At 61.2% G+C, this 20,579-nt stretch carries 16 protein-coding genes and 4 tRNA genes; 4 read left to right on the top strand and 16 right to left on the bottom strand.

Going from position 1 to position 20,579, the window contains the following annotated elements; all coding sequences use genetic code 11:
* Positions 1–160: 160 nt before the first annotated feature.
* From asd to leuC, 5 genes are all read right to left on the bottom strand, one after another.
* On the bottom strand, positions 161–1,273 hold the full coding sequence (gene asd / locus AD670_RS05070; RefSeq protein ID WP_027604071.1) for an aspartate-semialdehyde dehydrogenase: 1,113 nt from the start codon (positions 1,271–1,273) through the stop codon (positions 161–163).
* Between the two features lie 64 nt (positions 1,274–1,337).
* Positions 1,338–2,420, bottom strand: a complete 1,083-nt coding sequence (gene leuB, locus AD670_RS05065; RefSeq protein WP_017530190.1) for a 3-isopropylmalate dehydrogenase — start codon at positions 2,418–2,420, stop codon at positions 1,338–1,340.
* Positions 2,421–2,472: 52 nt separating this feature from the next.
* On the bottom strand, positions 2,473–3,237 hold the full coding sequence (locus AD670_RS05060) for a class I SAM-dependent methyltransferase (RefSeq protein WP_053128840.1): 765 nt from the start codon (positions 3,235–3,237) through the stop codon (positions 2,473–2,475).
* A gap of 127 nt (positions 3,238–3,364) precedes the next feature.
* Complete coding sequence (leuD, locus tag AD670_RS05055; RefSeq protein ID WP_053128839.1) at positions 3,365–4,009, bottom strand: 3-isopropylmalate dehydratase small subunit; 645 nt, start codon at positions 4,007–4,009, stop codon at positions 3,365–3,367.
* A gap of 10 nt (positions 4,010–4,019) precedes the next feature.
* Complete coding sequence (gene leuC / locus AD670_RS05050) at positions 4,020–5,438, bottom strand: 3-isopropylmalate dehydratase large subunit (protein ID WP_053128838.1); 1,419 nt, start codon at positions 5,436–5,438, stop codon at positions 4,020–4,022.
* Positions 5,439–5,578: 140 nt separating this feature from the next.
* Between leuC and AD670_RS05045 the strand changes: the two genes are divergently transcribed.
* Positions 5,579–6,469: a LysR family transcriptional regulator gene (locus AD670_RS05045; RefSeq protein ID WP_053128837.1), complete on the top strand. Its 891-nt coding sequence runs from the start codon at positions 5,579–5,581 to the stop codon at positions 6,467–6,469.
* A gap of 66 nt (positions 6,470–6,535) precedes the next feature.
* Positions 6,536–9,814: an EAL domain-containing protein gene (locus AD670_RS05040; RefSeq protein WP_053128836.1), complete on the top strand. Its 3,279-nt coding sequence runs from the start codon at positions 6,536–6,538 to the stop codon at positions 9,812–9,814.
* Positions 9,815–10,439: 625 nt separating this feature from the next.
* Here the strand turns inward: AD670_RS05040 and AD670_RS05035 are convergent.
* From AD670_RS05035 to uvrB, 10 genes are all read right to left on the bottom strand, one after another.
* Positions 10,440–11,399, bottom strand: coding sequence for a tRNA-dihydrouridine synthase (locus tag AD670_RS05035; protein ID WP_053128834.1), 960 nt, complete (start codon positions 11,397–11,399; stop codon positions 10,440–10,442).
* A gap of 55 nt (positions 11,400–11,454) precedes the next feature.
* On the bottom strand, positions 11,455–11,889 hold the full coding sequence (locus AD670_RS05030) for a thioesterase family protein (RefSeq protein ID WP_053128832.1): 435 nt from the start codon (positions 11,887–11,889) through the stop codon (positions 11,455–11,457).
* Between the two features lie 39 nt (positions 11,890–11,928).
* A complete protein-coding gene (locus tag AD670_RS05025) occupies positions 11,929–12,762 on the bottom strand; it encodes an alpha/beta hydrolase (protein ID WP_053129124.1) in 834 nt (277 codons plus the stop codon).
* Between the two features lie 15 nt (positions 12,763–12,777).
* Positions 12,778–13,317, bottom strand: a complete 540-nt coding sequence (locus AD670_RS05020; protein WP_053128830.1) for a TetR/AcrR family transcriptional regulator — start codon at positions 13,315–13,317, stop codon at positions 12,778–12,780.
* 182 nt (positions 13,318–13,499) lie between these two features.
* A tRNA-Glu gene (locus tag AD670_RS05015) sits at positions 13,500–13,575 on the bottom strand.
* Positions 13,576–13,655: 80 nt separating this feature from the next.
* Positions 13,656–13,731: transfer RNA gene (locus AD670_RS05010), tRNA-Ala, on the bottom strand.
* Positions 13,732–13,780: 49 nt separating this feature from the next.
* Positions 13,781–13,856: transfer RNA gene (locus tag AD670_RS05005), tRNA-Glu, on the bottom strand.
* A gap of 78 nt (positions 13,857–13,934) precedes the next feature.
* Positions 13,935–14,010: transfer RNA gene (locus AD670_RS05000), tRNA-Ala, on the bottom strand.
* A 147-nt stretch (positions 14,011–14,157) separates the two neighbouring features.
* The gene (gltX, locus tag AD670_RS04995; RefSeq protein WP_053128828.1) at positions 14,158–15,639 is read right to left on the bottom strand and encodes a glutamate--tRNA ligase; all 1,482 of its coding nucleotides are present in this window, start codon (positions 15,637–15,639) and stop codon (positions 14,158–14,160) included.
* Positions 15,640–15,742: 103 nt separating this feature from the next.
* A complete protein-coding gene (uvrB, locus tag AD670_RS04990; RefSeq protein ID WP_053128826.1) occupies positions 15,743–17,758 on the bottom strand; it encodes an excinuclease ABC subunit UvrB in 2,016 nt (671 codons plus the stop codon).
* 342 nt (positions 17,759–18,100) lie between these two features.
* Here uvrB and AD670_RS04985 point away from each other — a divergent pair, with 342 nt between their 5' ends.
* Both AD670_RS04985 and AD670_RS04980 read left to right on the top strand, forming a co-directional pair.
* Positions 18,101–19,297 (top strand): amino acid aminotransferase, encoded by a 1,197-nt coding sequence (locus AD670_RS04985; protein ID WP_053128824.1) that lies wholly within the window; start codon positions 18,101–18,103, stop codon positions 19,295–19,297.
* A gap of 101 nt (positions 19,298–19,398) precedes the next feature.
* Positions 19,399–19,608 (top strand): hypothetical protein, encoded by a 210-nt coding sequence (locus AD670_RS04980; protein WP_053128823.1) that lies wholly within the window; start codon positions 19,399–19,401, stop codon positions 19,606–19,608.
* 6 nt (positions 19,609–19,614) lie between these two features.
* Here the strand turns inward: AD670_RS04980 and AD670_RS04975 are convergent, their stop codons facing one another.
* Entirely contained in the window at positions 19,615–20,502 is an 888-nt protein-coding gene (locus tag AD670_RS04975; RefSeq protein ID WP_053128821.1) for a LysR family transcriptional regulator, read from the bottom strand.
* Positions 20,503–20,579: the final 77 nt, after the last annotated feature.

Below are 20,579 nucleotides of genomic sequence, written 5' to 3'. Positions count from 1 at the left end.
GATGGCGCTATCGGGGCAAGCCCCCTCCCACATTCGACCGAATTCCAACGTTGAAATGCTGTTCACTGTGGGAGGGGGCTTGCCCCGATAGCGCCCGAAAGAACAATAAAAAACCCGCGCCTGTCACCAGAACGCGGGTTTCTCTTATTGCCTCAAGCGATCAACGCTCCAGCAAAATCCGCAGCATGCGACGCAGCGGCTCGGCCGCGCCCCACAGCAACTGATCGCCGACAGTGAACGCGCCCAGGTACTGGGTGCCCATGTTCAGCTTGCGCAGACGGCCTACCGGTACATTCAGGGTGCCAGTGACCTTGGTCGGGCTCAGCTCCTGCATGCTGATGTCGCGGTTGTTCGGCACCAGCTTGACCCACGGGTTGTGCTGGCTGATCAGCCCTTCGATATCGGCGATCGGCACGTCTTTGTTCAGCTTGATGGTCAGCGCCTGGCTGTGGCAACGCATGGCGCCGATGCGCACACAGATGCCATCCACCGGGATCGGGCTCTTGAACCGACCGAGGATCTTGTTGGTCTCGGCCTGGGCCTTCCACTCTTCGCGGCTCTGGCCGTTCGGCAGTTCTTTGTCGATCCACGGGATCAGGCTGCCGGCCAGCGGCACGCCGAAGTTCTCGGTCGGGTAGGCATCGCTGCGCATGGCTTCGGCCACACGGCGGTCGATGTCGAGGATCGCGCTGGCCGGGTCAGCCAGTTGATCGGCGACAGCGGCGTGGGTCGCGCCCATCTGCTTGATCAGCTCACGCATGTTCTGCGCGCCAGCGCCGGAAGCTGCCTGATAGGTCATGGCGCTCATCCACTCGACCAGGCCGGCTTCGAACAGGCCGCCCAGGCCCATCAGCATCAGGCTGACGGTGCAGTTGCCGCCGACGTAGTTCTTGGTGCCGGCGTCCAGTTGCTGGTCGATGACCTTGCGGTTGACCGGGTCGAGGATGATCACGGCGTCGTCCTGCATGCGCAGGCTCGAGGCGGCGTCGATCCAGTAACCCTGCCAGCCGGCTTCACGCAGCTTGGGGAAGACTTCGCTGGTGTAGTCGCCACCCTGGCAGGTCAGGATCACGTCGAGGGTTTTCAGCTCTTCAATGCTGTAGGCGTCCTTGAGCGGGGCGATATCCTTGCCCACGGACGGCCCTTGGCCACCTACGTTCGAAGTGGTGAAAAACACCGGCTCAATAAGATCGAAATCCTGCTCTTCCAGCATCCGCTGCATGAGCACGGAACCGACCATACCGCGCCAACCGATCAGACCTACACGTTTCATCGCAACTACACCTTGTTAAAAAGTGGGCCGCCTTGCAGCAACAACTGCAAGCGGGCCCGAGAGATTACAGATTCCGCAGCGCGGCGACTACTGCGTCGCCCATTTCTTGCGTACCGACCTTGGTGCAGCCCTGCGACCAGATGTCGCCGGTGCGCAAGCCCTGGTCCAGTACCAGGCTCACGGCCTTCTCGATCGCGTCCGCGGCGTCGCTCAGGTTGAAGCTGTAGCGCAGCATCATCGAGACCGACAGGATGGTCGCCAGCGGGTTGGCAATGCCCTGGCCCGCAATGTCCGGCGCCGAGCCGTGGCAAGGCTCGTACATGCCCTTGTTGTTGGTGTCCAAGGACGCCGACGGCAGCATGCCGATGGAACCTGTGAGCATCGAGGCCTGGTCGGACAGGATGTCGCCGAACAGGTTGTCGGTGACGATCACGTCGAACTGCTTCGGCGCACGGACCAATTGCATGGCGGCGTTGTCGACGTACATGTGGCTCAGCTCGACGTCCGGGTAGTCCTTGGCCACTTCCTCGACGATTTCACGCCACAGTTGGCTGGACGCCAGGACGTTGGCCTTGTCCACCGAGCAGACCTTCTTGCCACGCACGCGGGCCATGTCGAAACCGACACGGGCGATACGGCGGATTTCACTCTCGCTGTACGGCAGGGTGTCGTAGGCCTGGCGCTCACCATTCTCCAACTCACGCACGCCGCGTGGCGAGCCGAAGTAGATGCCGCCGGTCAGTTCACGCACGATCAGGATGTCCAGGCCCGCGACCACTTCCGGCTTGAGGCTCGAAGCATCGGCCAGTTGCGGGTAGAGGATCGCCGGGCGCAGGTTGCCGAACAGGCCCAACTGCGCGCGGATTTTCAGCAGGCCGCGCTCAGGGCGGATGTCACGCTCGATCTTGTCCCACTTCGGGCCACCCACGGCGCCCAGCAGTACCGCGTCGGCGGCGCGGGCGCGGTCCAGGGTTTCGTCGGCCAGGGGCACGCCGTGCTTGTCGATGGCAGCGCCGCCGATCACGTCGTGGCTCAGTTCGAAGCCCAGGCTGTACTTGCTGTTGGCGAGTTCCAGGACCTTGACCGCTTCGGCCATGATTTCCGGACCAATACCGTCGCCAGGGAGAATCAGAATCTGCTTGCTCATGGGTTCCTCATTTCATCGAGCGACCTGCCCGTGGGCAGGTCGGGAAAATTAATCAGCGTTCGGCCCATACCACCAGCACGTCGGTGCTGAAGGTGCCGTCGGCTTGAATCTCGTAGTAATCACGCACTTCCTGGCCCATCGCCTGCTGCAGCTCCAGGATCGCGGCGCGCAGCGCTGGCGGTGTGCGCATACGTTCGACCCACGAGGTGTATTCCAGGCGCAGGCGCTGGCGACTGCTGCTGCGCACATGCAAACCGGCTTCGCTGAGCTGGCGCATCCACTCGGCGGCGGAGTAGTCACGCACGTGGCTGGTGTCGCGCAGCACTTCGACGGTTTGCAGGTAAGTGTCCAACAGCGGGCTGCCCGGTGACAAGACATCGACAAACGCCGCCACGCCGCCCGGCTTGAGCACGCGGCGCACTTCGCGCAGGGCCACGCCGAGGTCGCTCCAATGGTGCGCCGAATAACGGCTGAACACGAAGTCGAATTCGCCATCGGCGAACGGCAGGCGCTCGGCCGCGCCGTGTACGGTGCGGATATTGTCCAGGCCACGATCCGCTGCGGCGCCAGCGACTACGTCGAGCATCTGCTGGGACAGGTCGTAGGCCACCACTTCCTTGACCAGCGGCGCCACATGGAAACTCACATGACCAGCACCGCAGCCCAGGTCCAGCAGTCGCGCAGCGCCCTGCCCGGCCAGCTCGGCCTGGAGCAGCGCGAATTCGGTGCCTTGGGCGTGCACGGCACTGCCCAGGTAGGCCGAGGCTTGCTCGCCGAATTGTTTTTGCACGACTTGGGTGTGGGCGGTGTTGGTCATGGTGTTTCCCCTGGGTGTGTGTTGTTAACACTGGCCTCATCGGGGGCAAGCCCCCTCCCACATTTGGAATGCGTTCCCCTGTGGGAGGGGGCTTGCCCTCGATGGCGGCGGTCCTGCCTACATCAATTTAGGCGTCACGAAACAACCAAGGCTGGCTCGCCCGGTGCTTGGCTTCAAACGCGGCAATCGCATCGCCGTCCTGCAAGGTCAGGCCGATATCGTCCAGACCGTTGATCAGGCAGTGTTTGCGGAAGGCGTCCACTTCAAAGTGGTACACCTTGCCGTCCGGACGGGTCACGGTTTGCGCGGCCAGGTCGATGGTCAGTTGGTAACCCACATCGGCTTCCACCGCCTTGAACAGCTCATCCACTTGCGCATCGCTCAAGATGATCGGCAACAGGCCGTTCTTGAAGCTGTTGTTGAAGAAGATGTCGGCATAGCTCGGCGCGATGATGCTGCGAAAGCCATATTCTTCCAGGGCCCACGGCGCGTGCTCGCGGCTGGAGCCGCAACCGAAGTTTTCCCGGGCCAGCAACACGCTGGCGCCTTGGTAGCGCTCGGCGTTGAGCACGAAGTCCTTGTTCAGCGGGCGCTTGGAGTTGTCCTGGTAGGCGTAGCCCACGTCCAGGTAGCGCCACTCGTCGAACAGGTTGGGGCCGAAACCGGTGCGCTTGATCGACTTCAAGAACTGCTTGGGGATGATCTGGTCGGTGTCGACGTTGGCACGGTCCAACGGCGCGACCAAACCGGTGTGTTGGGTAAAAGCTCTCATCGGGTTTTCCTCAGATCAATTCGCGAACGTCGATGAAACGACCGTTGACGGCAGCCGCAGCGGCCATGGCCGGGCTGACCAGGTGGGTACGGCCACCGGCGCCCTGACGCCCTTCGAAGTTACGGTTGGAGGTGGACGCGCAATGCTCGCCCGACTCCAGGCGATCCGGGTTCATCGCCAGGCACATCGAGCAGCCCGGCTCACGCCATTCAAAACCGGCTTCGAGGAAGATCTTGTCCAGGCCTTCGGCTTCGGCCTGGGCTTTAACCAGGCCTGAGCCCGGGACCACGATGGCCTGCTTGATGGTCGAGGCGACTTTACGGCCCTTGGCGATCACCGCCGCCGCGCGCAGGTCTTCGATCCGCGAGTTGGTGCAGGAACCGATGAACACGCGATCCAACTGGATGTCGGTGATCGCCTGGTTGGCCTTCAAGCCCATGTACTTCAGGGCGCGCTCAATGGAACCGCGCTTGACCAGGTCGGCCTCCTGCGCCGGGTCCGGCACGTTCTGGTCGACGGCCAGGACCATTTCCGGCGAGGTGCCCCAGCTGACTTGCGGCTTGATCTGGGCAGCGTCGAGTTCGACCACGGTGTCAAACACCGCATCGGCGTCGGACACCAGGTCTTTCCAGGCTTCAACTGCAGCGTCCCAATCGGCGCCAGCCGGAGCGAAAGGACGGCCTTTTACGTACTCAACGGTTTTCTCGTCCGCTGCCACCATGCCCACGCGGGCACCGGCTTCGATGGACATGTTGCAGATGGTCATGCGGCCTTCGATGGACAGGTCGCGAATGGCGCTGCCGGCGAATTCGATGGCATGGCCGTTACCGCCGGCGGTGCCGATCTTGCCGATGACGGCGAGCACGATGTCCTTGGCGGTCACGCCGAACGGCAACTTGCCTTCGACGCGTACCAGCATGTTCTTCATCTTCTTGGCGACCAGGCACTGGGTGGCGAACACATGTTCCACCTCGGAGGTGCCGATGCCGTGGGCCAGGGCGCCGAACGCACCGTGGGTGGAGGTGTGGGAGTCGCCGCAGACCACGGTCATGCCCGGCAAGGTGGCGCCCTGCTCCGGGCCGATGACATGCACGATGCCTTGACGCACGTCATTCATCTTGAATTCGGTGATGCCATATTCGTCACAGTAATCGTCGAGAGTCTGCACCTGCAGGCGCGACACGGTGTCGACAATGGCGTCGATCCCGCCCTTGCGCTCCGGGGTGGTCGGCACGTTGTGGTCCGGGGTGGCGATGATCGAGTCGACGCGCCAAGGCTTGCGCCCGGCCAGTCGCAGGCCTTCGAACGCTTGGGGCGAGGTCACTTCATGGATGATGTGACGGTCGATATAGATCAGCGACGAACCATCGTCGCGCCGTTTCACTTCATGGGAATCCCAAAGCTTGTCGTAAAGCGTTTTGCCGGCCATCAGTCGGTCCTCATCAGCGGTATTTCTATGCGCCGGGCTTTTCAATAACCCTTTGGCTTGTGAGGCTGATGGTATGGCGCTACATTAAATAACTCAAATTCATATTTTTTATGCTTTGGATTACCAACTGGAATACCACCATGGACCTGGCCAACCTCAACGCCTTTATTGCCATCGCCGAGACCGGCAGTTTCTCCGGCGCGGGTGAACGCCTGCACCTGACCCAACCGGCCATCAGCAAACGTATTGCCGGCCTGGAGCAACAATTGAAGGTGCGCCTGTTTGATCGCCTGGGCCGCGAGGTCGGCTTGACCGAAGCGGGACGGGCCCTACTGCCGCGTGCTTATCAGATCCTTAACGTGCTGGATGACACCCGCCGCGCCCTCACCAACCTTACCGGCGAAGTCAGCGGCCGCCTCACTCTGGCGACCAGCCACCATATTGGCCTGCACCGTTTGCCACCAGTCCTGCGCACCTTCACCCGGCAATACCCGAACGTGGCGCTGGATATTCAGTTTCTTGATTCAGAAGTGGCCTACGAAGAAATCCTCCACGGCCGCGCCGAGGTGGCAGTGATCACCCTGGCGCCCGATCCGCACAACCTGGTGCGTGCCACCCCGGTGTGGGACGACCCGCTGGATTTCGTGGTGGCGCCGGAGCACAGCCTCACCGGCAACGGCAGCGTCAGCCTGGCCGATATTGCCGGCCACCCGGCGGTTTTCCCTGGCGGCAATACCTTCACCCACCATATTGTCAGCCGACTGTTCGAGGCCCAGGGCCTTACGCCAAACATCGCGATGAGTACTAACTACCTGGAAACCATCAAGATGATGGTCTCCATCGGCCTGGCCTGGAGCGTCTTGCCGCGCACCATGCTTGATGATCAGGTGGCAAGTATCGCTTTGCCAGGCATACAACTCAGTCGCCAGCTAGGCTATATCGTGCACACCGAAAGGACGCTGTCGAACGCTGCGCGGGCCTTCATGAGCCTATTGGATGCACAGGAGGATCTGCCAGCGGTACCGGCATGACGCTGTGCGGCCTCAGGTTGTGAGTAAAACCGCGTTGTTTGCCCATCGAGCCAAGGCCCTTTGATAATGCGCAACCCCGTCGACCCTGTGCCACCCCTGCCCCGCATTTACGCCCTGGACCCTCAACAGGCGGAACAAAGCTGGGACAGTGCCCCGCAACTGCTGGCAGCCCTCAATGCTGCGCGGCTGGGGGCGTGGTGCTGGGAAATCGACACCGGAAGAATAAGCTGGTCACGGGGTACCCAGGCGCTGTTCGGCTTCGACCCGCGCCAACCGCTGCCCAAGGACCTCGATTACCTCGACCTGCTGGCGCCGTCGGATCGGGCCCGGGTAGTGCGAGCCTTTCATGCGGTGCTGGCCGGCGAGCCGTTCGAGCAGGCCATGCACCATCACATCCAATGGCCGGACGGCACTCATCACTGGCTGGAGATCAATGGCAGCCTGGCACCGGACAAGGCTGGCCGACGCCGCATGATCGGCGTGATCCGCGAGACCACTCGCCAACGCGAGCGGGAACACGCCCTCAGCCATTCCGAAAAACGCTTCGCCACGTTGTTTCACCTGTGCCCGAACATGGTGTTGCTGACCCGCCAGTCCGACGGACTGATCAGCGAAGCCAATCAGTATTTCGAGATGCTCTTCGGCTGGCCGGTGACCGATGCGATCGGCCGCACCACCTTGGACCTGGGCCTGTGGCGGCACCCCGAACAGCGCGCCCTGCTGGTCAAGGCGACCCAGCGCAAGGGCGAACCCATCACCATGGAAGTGCAGTTCTGCGCCAGCAACGGCCAGATCCACGATGGCACCCTCAGTGCGCAAAAGGTCGAGCTGGACGGCGAGGCCTACTTGATCAGCACCTTTCTCGACACGACCGAACGGAAAAACGCCGAGCAGGCCCTGAAGGACAGCCAGGAGCGCCTGGACCTGGCCCTGGACTCGGCGCAACTGGGCACCTGGGACTGGCATATTCCCACCGGCATGCTCTACGGTTCGGCCCGCGCCGCGCAACTGCACGGCCTGCCACCCGAGCCGTTCCATGAATCCTTCGAAGCGTTTTTCGAGGGCATGCCCAAGCAAGAGCGCGAGAACATGCGCAACGCTTATCGCACCCTGCGCGAAGGCCCGGCCGGCAATTATCAGCTGACTTACCGCGTGCAACTGGAAGACGGCAGCTCGCGCTACCTGGAAAGCCGCGCCCGCCTCTACCGGGACGAGCAAGGCGCTCCGATACGCATGGCCGGCACCCTGCTGGACATCACCGACCAGGTGGAGCGTGAGCAACGCCTGACCGCCTCCGAAGAAAAATTCGCCAGCCTGTTCCAGGCCAGCCCCGATCCCATCTGTGTCACTGGCCTGGACAGCGGCGCGTTCATCGAGATCAACCCTGCCTTTACCCAGACGTTTGGCTGGACGGCGACCGAGGTGATCGACAAGAGCGCCGAGCAGATCGGCCTGTGGGACGAGTCAAGCAAGCGCCTGCAGCGCATCGAACAGGTGATCCGCGATCAGGCGCTGAGCAATGTGGCCATCGTGGTGCACCACAAGAACGGCCAAACCCTGACCTGCATGATTTCCAGCCGGTTGATCAAAGTGGGCGATCAACCGTGCATCGTCACCACCCTGCGCGACATTACCCAGCAACAACGCTCGGAGGCCGCGCTGAAGGCCAGCGAAGAGAAATTCGCCAAAGCCTTCCATTCCAGCCCCGACGCCATCTCCATCACCGAGCGTGATACCGGCCGTTATGTGGAGGTCAACGACGGCTTCTGCCGCCTCACCGGCTACCGCGCCGAAGAAGCCATCGGCCTGACGCTGTACCAGATTGGCATCTGGGCCGATGAAAACCAGCGCTCGGCGCTGCTCGCCGAATTGCAGATCAAGGGGCGCATCCATCACCTGGAAATGCTCTGGCACAACAAGCGTGGCGAAGTGCTGGCGGTGGAAGTGTCGGTCGAACCGATCACCCTCAATGAAACCCCATGCCTGCTGCTGACCGCGCGGGATGTGAGCCTGTTGAAAAACGCCCAGGCGCAGATCCGTCACCTGGCCTATCACGACCCGCTGACCAACCTGCCTAACCGTGCACTGCTGATGGATCGGCTGAGCCAGCAGATAGCCCTGCTCAAGCGTCATAACCTGCGCGGCGCCTTGCTGTTTCTTGACCTCGACCACTTCAAGCACATCAACGATTCCCTTGGCCACCCGGTGGGCGACACCGTGCTCAAAATCGTCACCGCGCGCCTGGAAGCCAGCGTGCGCATGGAGGACACGGTGGCACGCCTGGGCGGCGACGAATTCGTGGTCCTGCTCAGCGGTCTGGACGGCACCCGCGCGCAAGTCAGCGCCCAGGTGCAGGAACTGGCCGACACCCTGCGCGAATTGCTCTCGGAACCCATGTTCCTCGATGGCCATCGCCTGCAGGTCACTCCGAGCATCGGCGTGGCGTTGATTCCGGACCATGGCACCACCCCGGCGGACCTGCTCAAGCGTGCCGACATCGCCCTATACCGGGCCAAAGATTCGGGGCGCAACGCCACGCAGATGTTCCACAACAGCATGCAAAAAGCCGCCAGCGAGCGCCTGCGCATGGAAACCGACCTGCGCCTGGCCCTGTCGCGCGGCGAGTTCAGCGTGCATTACCAACCCCAGGTGGATGCGCGCGGCAACAAGATCGTCGGCGCCGAGGCCCTGGTGCGCTGGCAGCATCCGCAGCTTGGCGCGCAGTCGCCGTCCGAATTCATCAAGGTGCTGGAAGACAGCGGCCTGATCCTCGAAGTGGGAACCTGGATCCTTGATGAGGCCTGCGCCGCCTTTGCGAAGTTTATTGCTGAAGGCCTGGTGGACCCGCTGAATTTCAGCCTGTGCGTGAACATCAGCCCCCGGCAGTTTCGCCAGAACGACTTTGTAGAGCGTGTCGAGCGCAGCCTCAAGCGCCATCAACTGCCCTACGGCCTGCTGAAACTGGAAATCACCGAAGGCATCGTGATTCAGAACCTGGACGACACCGTGGCCAAGATGCGCCGCCTGAAAAAGCTCGGAGTCAGTTTCGCCATGGATGACTTTGGTACCGGCTATTCATCGCTGACGTACCTCAAGCGCCTGCCGGTAGATGCGCTGAAGATCGACCAGTCCTTTGTGCGCGACGCGACCCACGACCCCAATGATGCGGAAATCATCCGCGCGATTGTGGCGATGGCCCGCAGCCTGAATCTGGAAGTGATCGCCGAAGGCGTGGAAACCCCGGAACAACTGGCATTCCTGCAAGCGCTGGACTGCCATTTGTACCAGGGTTTCATTTACAGCAAGCCCCTGCCACCTGAAGACTTCAGGCGACTATTGAAGTGATGTTTCTCGATCAGGAGTTCAGTTATTTTGCCCCCCACAACATCTTGCCGATTGTACCGAGGACGTTACCGACTCCGCTGAGTACATTACCGATTCCACTGAATACCTCGCCAACCTTTCCAAAAGCCTTTTTAAAAAAACCGCCGATCTTGGAAAAAAACCCCTGTTTCTTTACAGGTCGGGCTGGGGCGGAACAAGCGGGCGGATGGGTGGAACAAGCCGGAGGGCCGGGGTAACAAGATAAAGTTTGCACTCCCGCCTGAGCCGGCTCTCCAAAAGTAATCCTTTGAGATACAACTGAAGCGCCGGAGTGTTGATTCCCTTCTACCCCCTTGAAAGGGTCTACGAGTGGCATGGGCACAAAGCGGCTGCTCGGCGATACGTCAGACATAGGAACGATCCTTTAGTGACTGGGTTTTAAGCGGAAGTCCGTATGACTGTTGAATGTTCAGCATAGAGTCACTGTATTCCGCCTACCCCCTGAGTAACAACCGCGTCAAAAGAGTTCCTGATTAACTCTGCACTAACACCTTTAACTAAAATGATTAGAGGCGCGTACTTATCTACCGTTCACAGCAGTTATTTCATACAACCAGAGCCTACTTAGACGCTATCCAACTCTAACTTAAACCCGCTCAGGATGTTTTATACCGAGCAGACAACTAACTTGCCGCAGATCAGTCTCGCGACGCAGAGCGGTAAACAACTCTACGGCTTGCGGATAGTTGCGCGTCAACATTGCCAACCACTGTTTCAAACGGCCGGGCGCTTGACGCTCAGTCAATTGCGCCACCGATTGAACCCAGAAGTCCTGAAGCAGCGGCTGCAACTGCGCCCAGGTCATTTCGACCACCTCTTCGCCCGCCCGAGCAGCAGCGATCTGCCGCGCCAGGTCGGGGCGCGCCACCAGGCCACGGCCAAGCATGATGTCTTCAACGCCACTGATTTCCCGGCACCGGCGCCAGTCCTCAACGCTCCAGATATCCCCGTTGGCGAACACCGGCACCTTGACCACGTCCTGCACCCGCGGGATCCACTCCCAATGGGCGGGCGGCTTGTAGCCATCGGTCTTGGTCCGCGCATGCACCACAATGTGCGCGGCGCCGCCTTCGGCCAGGGCCGTTGCACACACCAGCGCGCCATCCGGACTGTCGAAGCCCAGGCGCATCTTGGCGGTCACCGGGATATGCGCAGGCACGGCACGGCGCACGTGCTCGACGATCTGATTGAGCAGCTCCGGCTCCTTGAGCAGCACTGCACCGCCACGGGACTTGTTGACTGTCTTGGCGGGGCAACCGAAGTTCAGGTCAATGACCTCGGAGCCCAGCTCGCAGGCCAGGGCAGCGTTTTCCGCCAGGCACACCGGGTCGGAGCCGAGCAGTTGCACGCGCAACGGTACGCCGGCCGCGGTGTGGGCTCCGTGCAGCAGTTCCGGGGCGAGCTTGTGGAAATACGCCGGGGTGAGCAGGCGGTCGTTGACGCGGATGAACTCGGTCACGCACCAGTCGATACCGCCCACGCGGGTCAGCACGTCCCGCAGGATGTTGTCGACCAACCCCTCCATGGGCGCCAAAGCAATTTGCATGGAAAACACTCAACAAAAATCGTGGCGCAGTTTACTGGGTTTCCCACGGCAACCGTTAACCCCCTGTCAGGGCGGGACCATAACCGTCGAGAAACTCCGCTGGCATGCGTTTGGGTTTACCGCTGGACAGTTCGATGCAGACAAAGGTGGTTTGCGCGCGCAGCAAGGTCGCACCGTCACGCGGGCGTACCAGTTGAAAGCGACGTGTCATCTTCAAGCGCTGGTCCCAATCGACGATCCAGGTGGCCAGCTGCAGCTCGTCGCCTTCGTAGCCCGCCGCCAGGTAGTCGATTTCATGACGCACCACCGCCATGGCGCGGTCCAGGCGGCGGTACTCGGTGAGGTCCAGCCCCAGGCGCTGGGAATGACGCCAGGCGCAGCGCTCCAGCCAGGACACGTACACCGCGTTATTGGCGTGCCCCAGGCCGTCGATGTCTTCAGGGGCAACCTGCAGATCGATGATAAACGGCGTTGCCAAATCCCAGCCCATGCCTTGCTCCCAGTCGATTAATGTCGGCTGGGGAGTGTATCAGGCGGTTTGCCGGTCCTGTAAACGACGGCCGGCCAATAGCGCCAGCACCCCCTCGATCACCCGGGGATCAGCCAGCACTTTCTGGTGACCGCCCTGCTCCAGGCGCAGGAGGCGGCTGTCGAACCAGGCTTCGTGGATGGCCTGCGCAGCTTTGACGGGTACGAAGGTATCGTCTTCGGCGTGCACGATCAGCCCGGGGATATTCATCTGGTAGTGAGCCACATCCAAGTGCTTGAGCGGCATTCCGAAGGTCAACTCCACCTCCTGGATAAACGCCGAGCGTGCACGCGCAGGCAGACCGACCATCTGGGTAAAACCGCGCAGCACATCCAAAAAGCGCGACGGTGCGGCGATGCTCACCAACGCCTCAGTGCGCAGTCCCAGCTGCACCGCCAGCATCGCACTGGCGCCGCCCATGGAATGGCCGATCACCGCATGCAGCGGTGGCAGTTCGGCAGCCGCCTCCAGCATGGCACGGGCGAACAGCAGCACATGGGCTTCACGTCCCGGCGAGCGGCCATGGGCAGGACCGTCCAGGGCGATCACGGAATAACCGTTGTCCACCAGCGCACTGATAAGGCTGGCGAACTGGGTTGGCCGGCCTTCCCAGCCGTGCATCAACAACACCGCAGGGCCTTGGCCCCAGCGCAGCGCCGACAGACCGAAACGCAAGGTAATGCGCTCCGATTGCGCCAGCAGCGGCAGTTCCCAGTCGCGTGGTGGCAGCTCGCGTGGCGTCATGAAGGCACGACGCATCTTGTTGGCGACCGCGTGCGGGGCCAGACGGCCAACAGTGCCGTTGAAGCGACGAATCCAAGTCAGCGCACCCATCATGCAAACCCTCCGTTAACGCACCGCTGACTTGGCCGCACGTATTACACGATCCGACAACTCGCCAGGCCCCAGCGCCCGCGCCAGAGTCAGACCACCCACCATCAACGCCATGTCCGCAAGGGCCTTATCGGTGTCTTCAGGGCTGCCGGCCAATTGTGCGGCCATCAACTCAACGTGCTCGCTCAATACCTCGCGAAACGCATCCGGCAAGCGCCCCATCTCGCCAACCGTTGCCGGCAAGGGGCAGGCCTGGGAAGTGGAATCACGGTGTTTGCGGGAAAGATAGAAAGCCGCCACCAGGGTACGGCGCTCCTCGCCGGTGAGTTGGTCGTCCATGTCGTCGATTGATGCGCGGCGCTGCGCCAGCAACTGGCTGAACGCCTCCAGCATCAACGCGTCCTTGCTTTCAAAGTGCGCGTAGAAACCACCGACGGTCAGCCCCGCCGCGCCCATGACTTCACCCACGCTCGGCTCGGCCGGGCCGCGCTGGATCAACGCGGCGCTGGCGGCTTGCAGAATACGTTCGCGGGTTTGCGCTTTTTTATCGTTCATCGTTGCCTCCGTCTTTCATGGGTTGAATATTATTACCATAATAATATTTCGCAAGCGACAGGCATGACCATTGGTCAGAACAGAAGAAGGGAATAGAGGAGAGAATTGGCCAAACGCCAGACAAACAAAAGGGCCATTCAATAATTGAATGACCCTTAAAAATCCCGCAGAGCGGGTAATCGTGGCGTCCCCTAGGGGACTCGAACCCCTGTTACCGCCGTGAAAGGGCGGTGTCCTAGGCCACTAGACGAAGGGGACACAAACCTTCTATACAACTGATCAGCGCTGAGACCTGATCTGATTCAAGGACGGTGTGGCCAGACCTTGAACCTGTAAATTGGTGGAGCTAAACGGGATCGAACCGTTGACCTCTTGCATGCCATGCAAGCGCTCTCCCAGCTGAGCTATAGCCCCGGATTTTCGCCTCGCGGCGCAGCAGACCTTTCGAACTGCTTGTTGAAACTGGCGTCCCCTAGGGGACTCGAACCCCTGTTACCGCCGTGAAAGGGCGGTGTCCTAGGCCACTAGACGAAGGGGACAAAACCTTCTGTACATCTGATCAGAGCTGAGACCTGATCGATTCAAGGACGGTGTGGCCAGACCTTGAACCTGTAAATTGGTGGAGCTAAACGGGATCGAACCGTTGACCTCTTGCATGCCATGCAAGCGCTCTCCCAGCTGAGCTATAGCCCCTCATCGGTGAGGACGGGGCGAATCTTAATGGCGGTTTGGAAGTGTGTCAAATTTATTTTCAACATTTTCCAAAATTTTTTGCCGGGATAACAATCACTTACCGACGAAACCCCGGAAAACCTGGGTTTCGTCGCTGCAACGGGCTGCTTAAGCGATAGCGCCCAACAGTTTTTCCCACTCTTTGTTTTCTTTCTTCGACACACCACCAAGCAAATCAAGGGCTTGGCGCAGGCGGAAACGGGTAAGGTCCGGGCCGAGAATTTCCATCGCATCGAGCACCGACACCGAACTGGCCTGCCCGGTGATCGCGGCAAACATCAGCGGCATGGCATCGCGCAGCTTCAGTTCCAGGGATTCAACCACCGCCTGGATCGTTGCAGTGATCGCATCCTTCTCCCATTGGCGCAGGCTTTCCAGCTTCCACAGGATCAACTGCATCAACTGACGAACCTGGTCGCCCGAGAGCTTCTTGGATTCGAACAGCTTGGCATCCGGGTTCACACCACCGGCAAAGAAGAAGCTGGCCAACGGTGCAACCTGGCTGAACGTCTCCACCCTGCCCTGCACCAGCGGCGCGATCTTCATCATGTATTCAGGGTTCAGCGCCCATTGCTGCACGCGGCTGGCGAATTCTTCCACCGGCAAGTCACGCAGCCACTGGCCATTGAGCCAAGACAGTTTCTCGATATCGAAGATCGGCCCACCCAGGGACACACGGGACAGGTCAAAGTTATCGACCATTTCCTGCAACGAGAACTTCTCGCGCTCGTCCGGCATCGACCAACCCATGCGGCCCAGGTAGTTGAGCATCGCCTCAGGCATAAAGCCCATGCGCTCGTAGAACGTCACCGAAGTCGGGTTCTTGCGCTTGGACAGCTTGCTCTTGTCCGGGTTACGCAGCAGCGGCATGTAGCACAGCTGCGGCTGTTCCCAACCGAAGTACTCGTAAAGCAGGATCAGTTTGGGCGCCGACGGCAGCCACTCTTCGCCGCGCAGCACGTGGGTGATGCCCATCAGATGGTCGTCGACCACGTTGGCCAGGAAGTACGTCGGCAGGCCGTCGGTCTTCATCAGCACCTGCATGTCCATGCGATCCCACGGGATCTCGACGTCACCGCGCAGCATGTCCGGCACCACGCACACGCCTTCGCTCGGCACCTTCATGCGAATCACATGAGGCTCGCCGGCAGCCAGGCGCTGGGCCACTTCTTCCTTGGACAGCAGCAGCGCACGACCGTCGTAACGCGGGGTTTCGCCACGGGCCTGTTGCTCGGCGCGCATCTGGTCCAGCTCTTCAGCGGTGCAGAAGCACGGGAACGCATGGCCCATGTCGACCAATTGCTGGGTGTACTGCTTGTAGATATCGCTGCGCTCGCTCTGGCGATACGGGCCGTGCGGTCCGCCGACGTCCGGGCCTTCTGCCCAGGTGATACCCAACCAGCGCAAGGCATCGAAAATCTGCTGTTCCGACTCACGGGTCGATCGCAACTGGTCGGTGTCTTCGATCCGCAGGATGAATTCACCGCCATGCTGCTTGGCAAAGCAGTAGTTGAACAAGGCGATGTAGGCAGTGCCGACGTGGGGATCCCCAGTAGGCGATGGCGCGATGCGCGTGCGGACGGTGGTCATGGCAGGTCTCGAATGGGCGATATAACTGAAAATTGAAACAAGGGGCGGATGGTAACAGCCTGGGGGATTTCTGGAAAACCGAGGCCAGTCCAGCCACCGCAGATCAGACAGCCAGCAACCGCTCGCGCAACTTGCCAATCTCATCGCGCGTCTGCGCCGCCGCCTCGAACTCCAGGTCGCGCGCCAACTGATACATCTTCTCTTCCAACTGGCGGATACGCTTGGTGATCTCACTCGGCGAGCGCAGTTCGTTCTCGTACTTGGCGCTCTCTTCGGCGGCCTTGGCCATGCCCTTGCGCTTCTTGCTGCGCGAGCCCGGCACGGTGGCGCCTTCCATGATGTCGGCAACGTCCTTGAACACGCCTTTGGGCGTAATACCGTTTTCCAGGTTGAAGGCAATTTGCTTGTCGCGACGGCGTTGGGTCTCGCCAATCGCCCGCTCCATGGAACCGGTGATGCGATCCGCGTAGAGAATCGCCCGGCCATTGAGGTTACGCGCCGCACGACCGATGGTCTGGATCAGCGAACGTTCGGAGCGCAGGAAGCCCTCCTTGTCCGCATCGAGGATCGCCACCAGCGACACTTCCGGCATGTCCAGGCCTTCGCGCAGCAGGTTGATGCCCACCAGCACGTCAAAGGTGCCCAGGCGCAGGTCGCGGATGATTTCCACGCGCTCCACGGTGTCGATATCCGAGTGCAGGTAGCGCACGCGCACGCCGTGGTCGGCGAGGTAGTCGGTCAAGTCTTCGGACATGCGCTTGGTCAGCGTGGTGACCAGCACCCGCTCCTCCAGAGCCACACGTTTGTGAATCTCCGACAACAGGTCATCAACCTGGGTCAGCGCCGGGCGGATTTCGATTTCCGGGTCGACCAGGCCGGTGGGGCGCACCAACTGCTCGATCACACGGCCGGCATGTTCGGCCTCGTAGTTGCCCGGCGTGGCCGACACAAAGATGGTCTGCGGGCTGATGGCTTCCCATTCGTCGAAGCGCATCGGCCGGTTGTCCAGCGCCGACGGCAGACGGAAGCCGTACTCCACCAGGGTTTCCTTACGCGAGCGGTCGCCCTTATACATGGCGCCGACTTGCGGCACGCTGACGTGGGACTCGTCGATCACCAGCAGCGCATCGTCGGGCAGGTAGTCGTAGAGGGTCGGCGGCGGCGCCCCGGACTCACGGCCCGAGAGGTAGCGCGAGTAGTTTTCGATGCCGTTGCAGTAGCCCAACTCAAGGATCATCTCCAGGTCAAAGCGCGTGCGTTGCTCCAAACGCTGGGCTTCCACCAGCTTGTTGTTGGCGCGCAAGTACTCCAGGCGTTCGGCCAGTTCGACCTTGATGCCCTCGATGGCGCCCATCAGGGTTTCGCGCGGCGTCACGTAGTGGCTTTTCGGGTAGAAGGTGAAACGCGGCAGCTTGCGGATCACTTCGCCGGTCAACGGGTCGAAGGCCGACAGGCTCTCGACTTCATCGTCAAACAGCTCGATGCGGATCGCTTCCAGGTCGGATTCGGCCGGGTAGATGTCGATCACATCGCCACGCACGCGGAAGGTGGCGCGGGCGAAATCCATGTCGTTGCGGGTGTATTGCAGGCTGGTCAGGCGGCGCAGCAGCTCGCGCTGGTCAAGTTTGTCGCCGCGATCAACATGCAGCACCATCTTCAAATACGCTTCCGGGCTGCCCAGGCCGTAGATGCACGACACCGTGGTGACGATGATCGCGTCTTTGCGCTCCAGTAACGCCTTGGTCGCCGACAGCCGCATCTGCTCGATATGGTCGTTGATCGACGCATCCTTCTCGATAAAGGTGTCGGAGGACGGCACGTAGGCTTCGGGCTGGTAGTAGTCGTAGTAGGAAACGAAGTACTCCACCGCGTTGTTCGGGAAGAACGCCTTGAACTCGCCGTACAACTGCGCGGCCAGGGTCTTGTTCGGAGCCAGCACCAGCGTCGGGCGGTTGATCTGCGCAATCACGTTGGCGATGCTGAAGGTCTTGCCCGAACCGGTCACCCCGAGCAGCGTCTGGTGCGCCAGGCCGGCCTCGATACCTTCGACCATCTGGCGAATGGCCTCGGGCTGGTCGCCGGCAGGTTCAAAGCGGGTGACTAGTTGGAAATCCGACATAACGTACCTCTTGAAGTCACCCCAGACTGTAAACCCGTCGGGGACGAAAAAGACCACAACCCGCGAAGTTTCAGAGCGGGTCGTAGGAAAAAACCATGATAGCTGTAGAAGTGGTGGCGAATGTGACGGGTTTCAAGGCAATCGTCCTGTCTGCCGTGGTTGATCAATGTTGCAATAAGACTAACGGTCGGCAAATAAACCGAAAAACTTGGCCGAAAAGCCGTTTCGGTTGTCGCCCTCAGCCGTGATGGCCTCTATACTAGCTCCCCGTTTGTGCACCGCTCTAGTGCATTCGGCTGGAGCGCGACACGTCCCTCCTTTCCCCCATAGAGCTGCCGCAAAATGAGCCTGTTCTCCGCTGTCGAAATGGCACCACGCGATCCAATCCTGGGCCTCAACGAAGCATTCAACGCCGACACACGAACCACCAAGGTCAACCTTGGCGTGGGCGTTTACTGCAACGAGGAGGGGAAGATTCCACTCTTGCGTGCCGTTGCCGAAGCGGAAGCCATTCGCGTGGCGCAACACGCCGCCCGTGGCTACTTGCCGATCGACGGCATCGCCGCCTACGACAAGGCCGTACAAACCCTGCTGTTCGGCACCGAGTCGCCTCTGCTCGAAGCGGGCCGCGTAGTGACCGTGCAAGCCGTTGGCGGCACCGGCGCGCTGAAGATCGGTGCTGACTTCCTCAAGCAGCTGCTGCCCGACGCCGTCGTCGCCATCAGCGACCCGAGCTGGGAAAACCACCGCGCCCTGTTCGAAACCGCCGGCTTCCCGGTGCAGAACTACCGCTACTACGACGCCGCCACCCACGACGTGAACCGCGCCGGCCTGCTCGAAGACCTCAACGCCCTTCCGCCCCAGTCCATCGTGGTGCTGCACGCCTGCTGCCATAACCCGACCGGCGTCGACCTGAGCCCGGCCGACTGGCAACACGTGCTGGACGTGGTCAAGGCCAAGAACCTGGTGCCGTTCCTCGACATGGCCTACCAAGGCTTCGGCGACGGTATCCACGAAGACGCCGCTGCCGTGCGCCTGTTCGCCGAATCGGGCCTGACCTTCTTTGTCTCCAGCTCGTTCTCCAAGTCGTTCTCCCTGTACGGCGAGCGTGTGGGCGCGCTGTCCATCGTCGGCGACTCCAAGGAAGAAAGCGCGCGCATCCTGTCCCAGGTCAAGCGTGTGATCCGCACCAACTACTCCAACCCGCCAACCCACGGCGCCGCGATTGTTGCCGCGGTGTTGAACAGCCCTGAGCTGCGCGCGCAGTGGGAAGCCGAACTGGCCGAGATGCGCCTGCGCATCCGTGGCATGCGTGAGCAGATGGTTGCCGAGCTGGCCAAGGCTGCGCCGGGCCACGACTTCAGCTTCGTCGGTCGCCAGCGTGGGATGTTCTCCTACTCCGGCCTGACCGTTGAGCAAGTCACCCGCCTGCGCAGCGAGTTTGGTATCTACGCCCTCGATACCGGGCGTATCTGTGTGGCGGCGTTGAACCAATCGAACATTGCTGCGGTAACAAAGGCGATTGTTCAGGTTCTATAAGCCTGCCAGCGTTCTACCAAGGGGGAAGCCAATGGCTTCCCCCTTTTTGCTGGCGAACACACTAGACTGAATCCCGACTGCCCCCTTGCTGTGAGAGCCTTATGAGAAACGACGACCTGGACCTGCGCGCCGACCGCGACGAACTGCACGACTACACCCCGCGCGCGCCCCAAACCAAGCGTCAGAAAAGCCTGGTACTGCAAGTGGCGCTGGGGGTATTCCTGGGCGGTTTGGCGTTGTGGCTGGTGCAGTTGGGCGCCACGGCACTCATGGCGAAACTGGCCATGGGCACCCTGCAATTCGGCGGCTGATACAGATCAAAATGTGGGAGGGGCGGTGTTTTGAAGAGCGCGTTCCTCCAGCAACTTCACAAAACTGTTCAAACTCTGCGACACGGTGCCCCGGCGCCAGATCAGCCAGGTGTGCAGCGTGCGAAAACCGTCCGCCAGTGGCCACACGCTCACCGTGGTAAACCCCGGCATGCTTTCCAGCATGCTGCGTGGCATCAGCGCCAGGCCAGCCCCGGCGCTGACGCAGGCGAGCATGCCGTGGTAGGACTCCATCTCGAAGATCCTCCCCGGCACCGCGCCGTCCTGTGAAAACCAGCGCTCGAAATGGTGTCGGTAGGAACAGTTGGAACGGAACGTATAAATGCTCTCACCATTCACATCCTGCCCCCGCGTGATCGGCCCGTGATGCAGCGGCGCAATCACCACCATCTCCTCCTCGAACACCGCCACGCCTTCCAGGGTGGCATGCAATACCGGCCCATCGACAAACGCCGCCGCCAAGCGTCCCGACAACACACCCTCGATCATCGTGCCTGAAGGCCCGGTACTCAGGTCCAACTCGACCTTGGTGTGCTTCTGGTTGTAAGCCGCGAGCAGCGCCGGGATCCGCACCGCCGCCGTGCTTTCCAGGGAGCCGAGGGCAAACGCGCCTTGGGGCTCCTCCCCCGCCACCGTCGCGCGGGCTTCCTGCACCAGGTCGAGAATGCGCCGCGCATAGCCGAGGAAATTCCATCCGGCGGGCGACAGGCGCAGGCGGCTCTTTTCGCGGATAAACAATTCCACGCCCAAATCCTGCTCCAGTTGCTTGATGCGCGTGGTCAGGTTCGACGGCACCCGATGAATCAACTGCGCGGCGGCGCTGATGCTGCCCTGCTCGGCAACGGCCTTGAAGATTTCCAGCTGCACCAGATCCAAATCATTCTCCAATCGTGAACGTATTGCTTAATATTATTCAGTTTCCAGAAAACATACATCCCCGTAGGCTGACCCTA

Source organism: Pseudomonas sp. MIACH, assembly GCF_001269925.1.
Taxonomy (GTDB): domain Bacteria; phylum Pseudomonadota; class Gammaproteobacteria; order Pseudomonadales; family Pseudomonadaceae; genus Aquipseudomonas.
This window is presented reverse-complemented; position numbering and strand designations above follow the sequence as displayed.

What these genes read in the sequence shown, in the direction of transcription:
- asd (WP_027604071.1), bottom strand. Translation starts at nt 1,273, where the DNA reads ATGAAACGTGTAGGTCTGATCGGTTGGCGCGGTATGGTCGGTTCCGTG.
- leuB (WP_017530190.1), bottom strand. Translation starts at nt 2,420, where the DNA reads ATGAGCAAGCAGATTCTGATTCTCCCTGGCGACGGTATTGGTCCGGAA.
- AD670_RS05060 (WP_053128840.1), bottom strand. Translation starts at nt 3,237, where the DNA reads ATGACCAACACCGCCCACACCCAAGTCGTGCAAAAACAATTCGGCGAG.
- leuD (WP_053128839.1), bottom strand. Translation starts at nt 4,009, where the DNA reads ATGAGAGCTTTTACCCAACACACCGGTTTGGTCGCGCCGTTGGACCGT.
- leuC (WP_053128838.1), bottom strand. Translation starts at nt 5,438, where the DNA reads ATGGCCGGCAAAACGCTTTACGACAAGCTTTGGGATTCCCATGAAGTG.
- AD670_RS05045 (WP_053128837.1), top strand. Translation starts at nt 5,579, where the DNA reads ATGGACCTGGCCAACCTCAACGCCTTTATTGCCATCGCCGAGACCGGC.
- AD670_RS05040 (WP_053128836.1), top strand. Translation starts at nt 6,536, where the DNA reads ATGCGCAACCCCGTCGACCCTGTGCCACCCCTGCCCCGCATTTACGCC.
- AD670_RS05035 (WP_053128834.1), bottom strand. Translation starts at nt 11,399, where the DNA reads ATGCAAATTGCTTTGGCGCCCATGGAGGGGTTGGTCGACAACATCCTG.
- AD670_RS05030 (WP_053128832.1), bottom strand. Translation starts at nt 11,889, where the DNA reads ATGGGCTGGGATTTGGCAACGCCGTTTATCATCGATCTGCAGGTTGCC.
- AD670_RS05025 (WP_053129124.1), bottom strand. Translation starts at nt 12,762, where the DNA reads ATGGGTGCGCTGACTTGGATTCGTCGCTTCAACGGCACTGTTGGCCGT.
- AD670_RS05020 (WP_053128830.1), bottom strand. Translation starts at nt 13,317, where the DNA reads ATGAACGATAAAAAAGCGCAAACCCGCGAACGTATTCTGCAAGCCGCC.
- gltX (WP_053128828.1), bottom strand. Translation starts at nt 15,639, where the DNA reads ATGACCACCGTCCGCACGCGCATCGCGCCATCGCCTACTGGGGATCCC.
- uvrB (WP_053128826.1), bottom strand. Translation starts at nt 17,758, where the DNA reads ATGTCGGATTTCCAACTAGTCACCCGCTTTGAACCTGCCGGCGACCAG.
- AD670_RS04985 (WP_053128824.1), top strand. Translation starts at nt 18,101, where the DNA reads ATGAGCCTGTTCTCCGCTGTCGAAATGGCACCACGCGATCCAATCCTG.
- AD670_RS04980 (WP_053128823.1), top strand. Translation starts at nt 19,399, where the DNA reads ATGAGAAACGACGACCTGGACCTGCGCGCCGACCGCGACGAACTGCAC.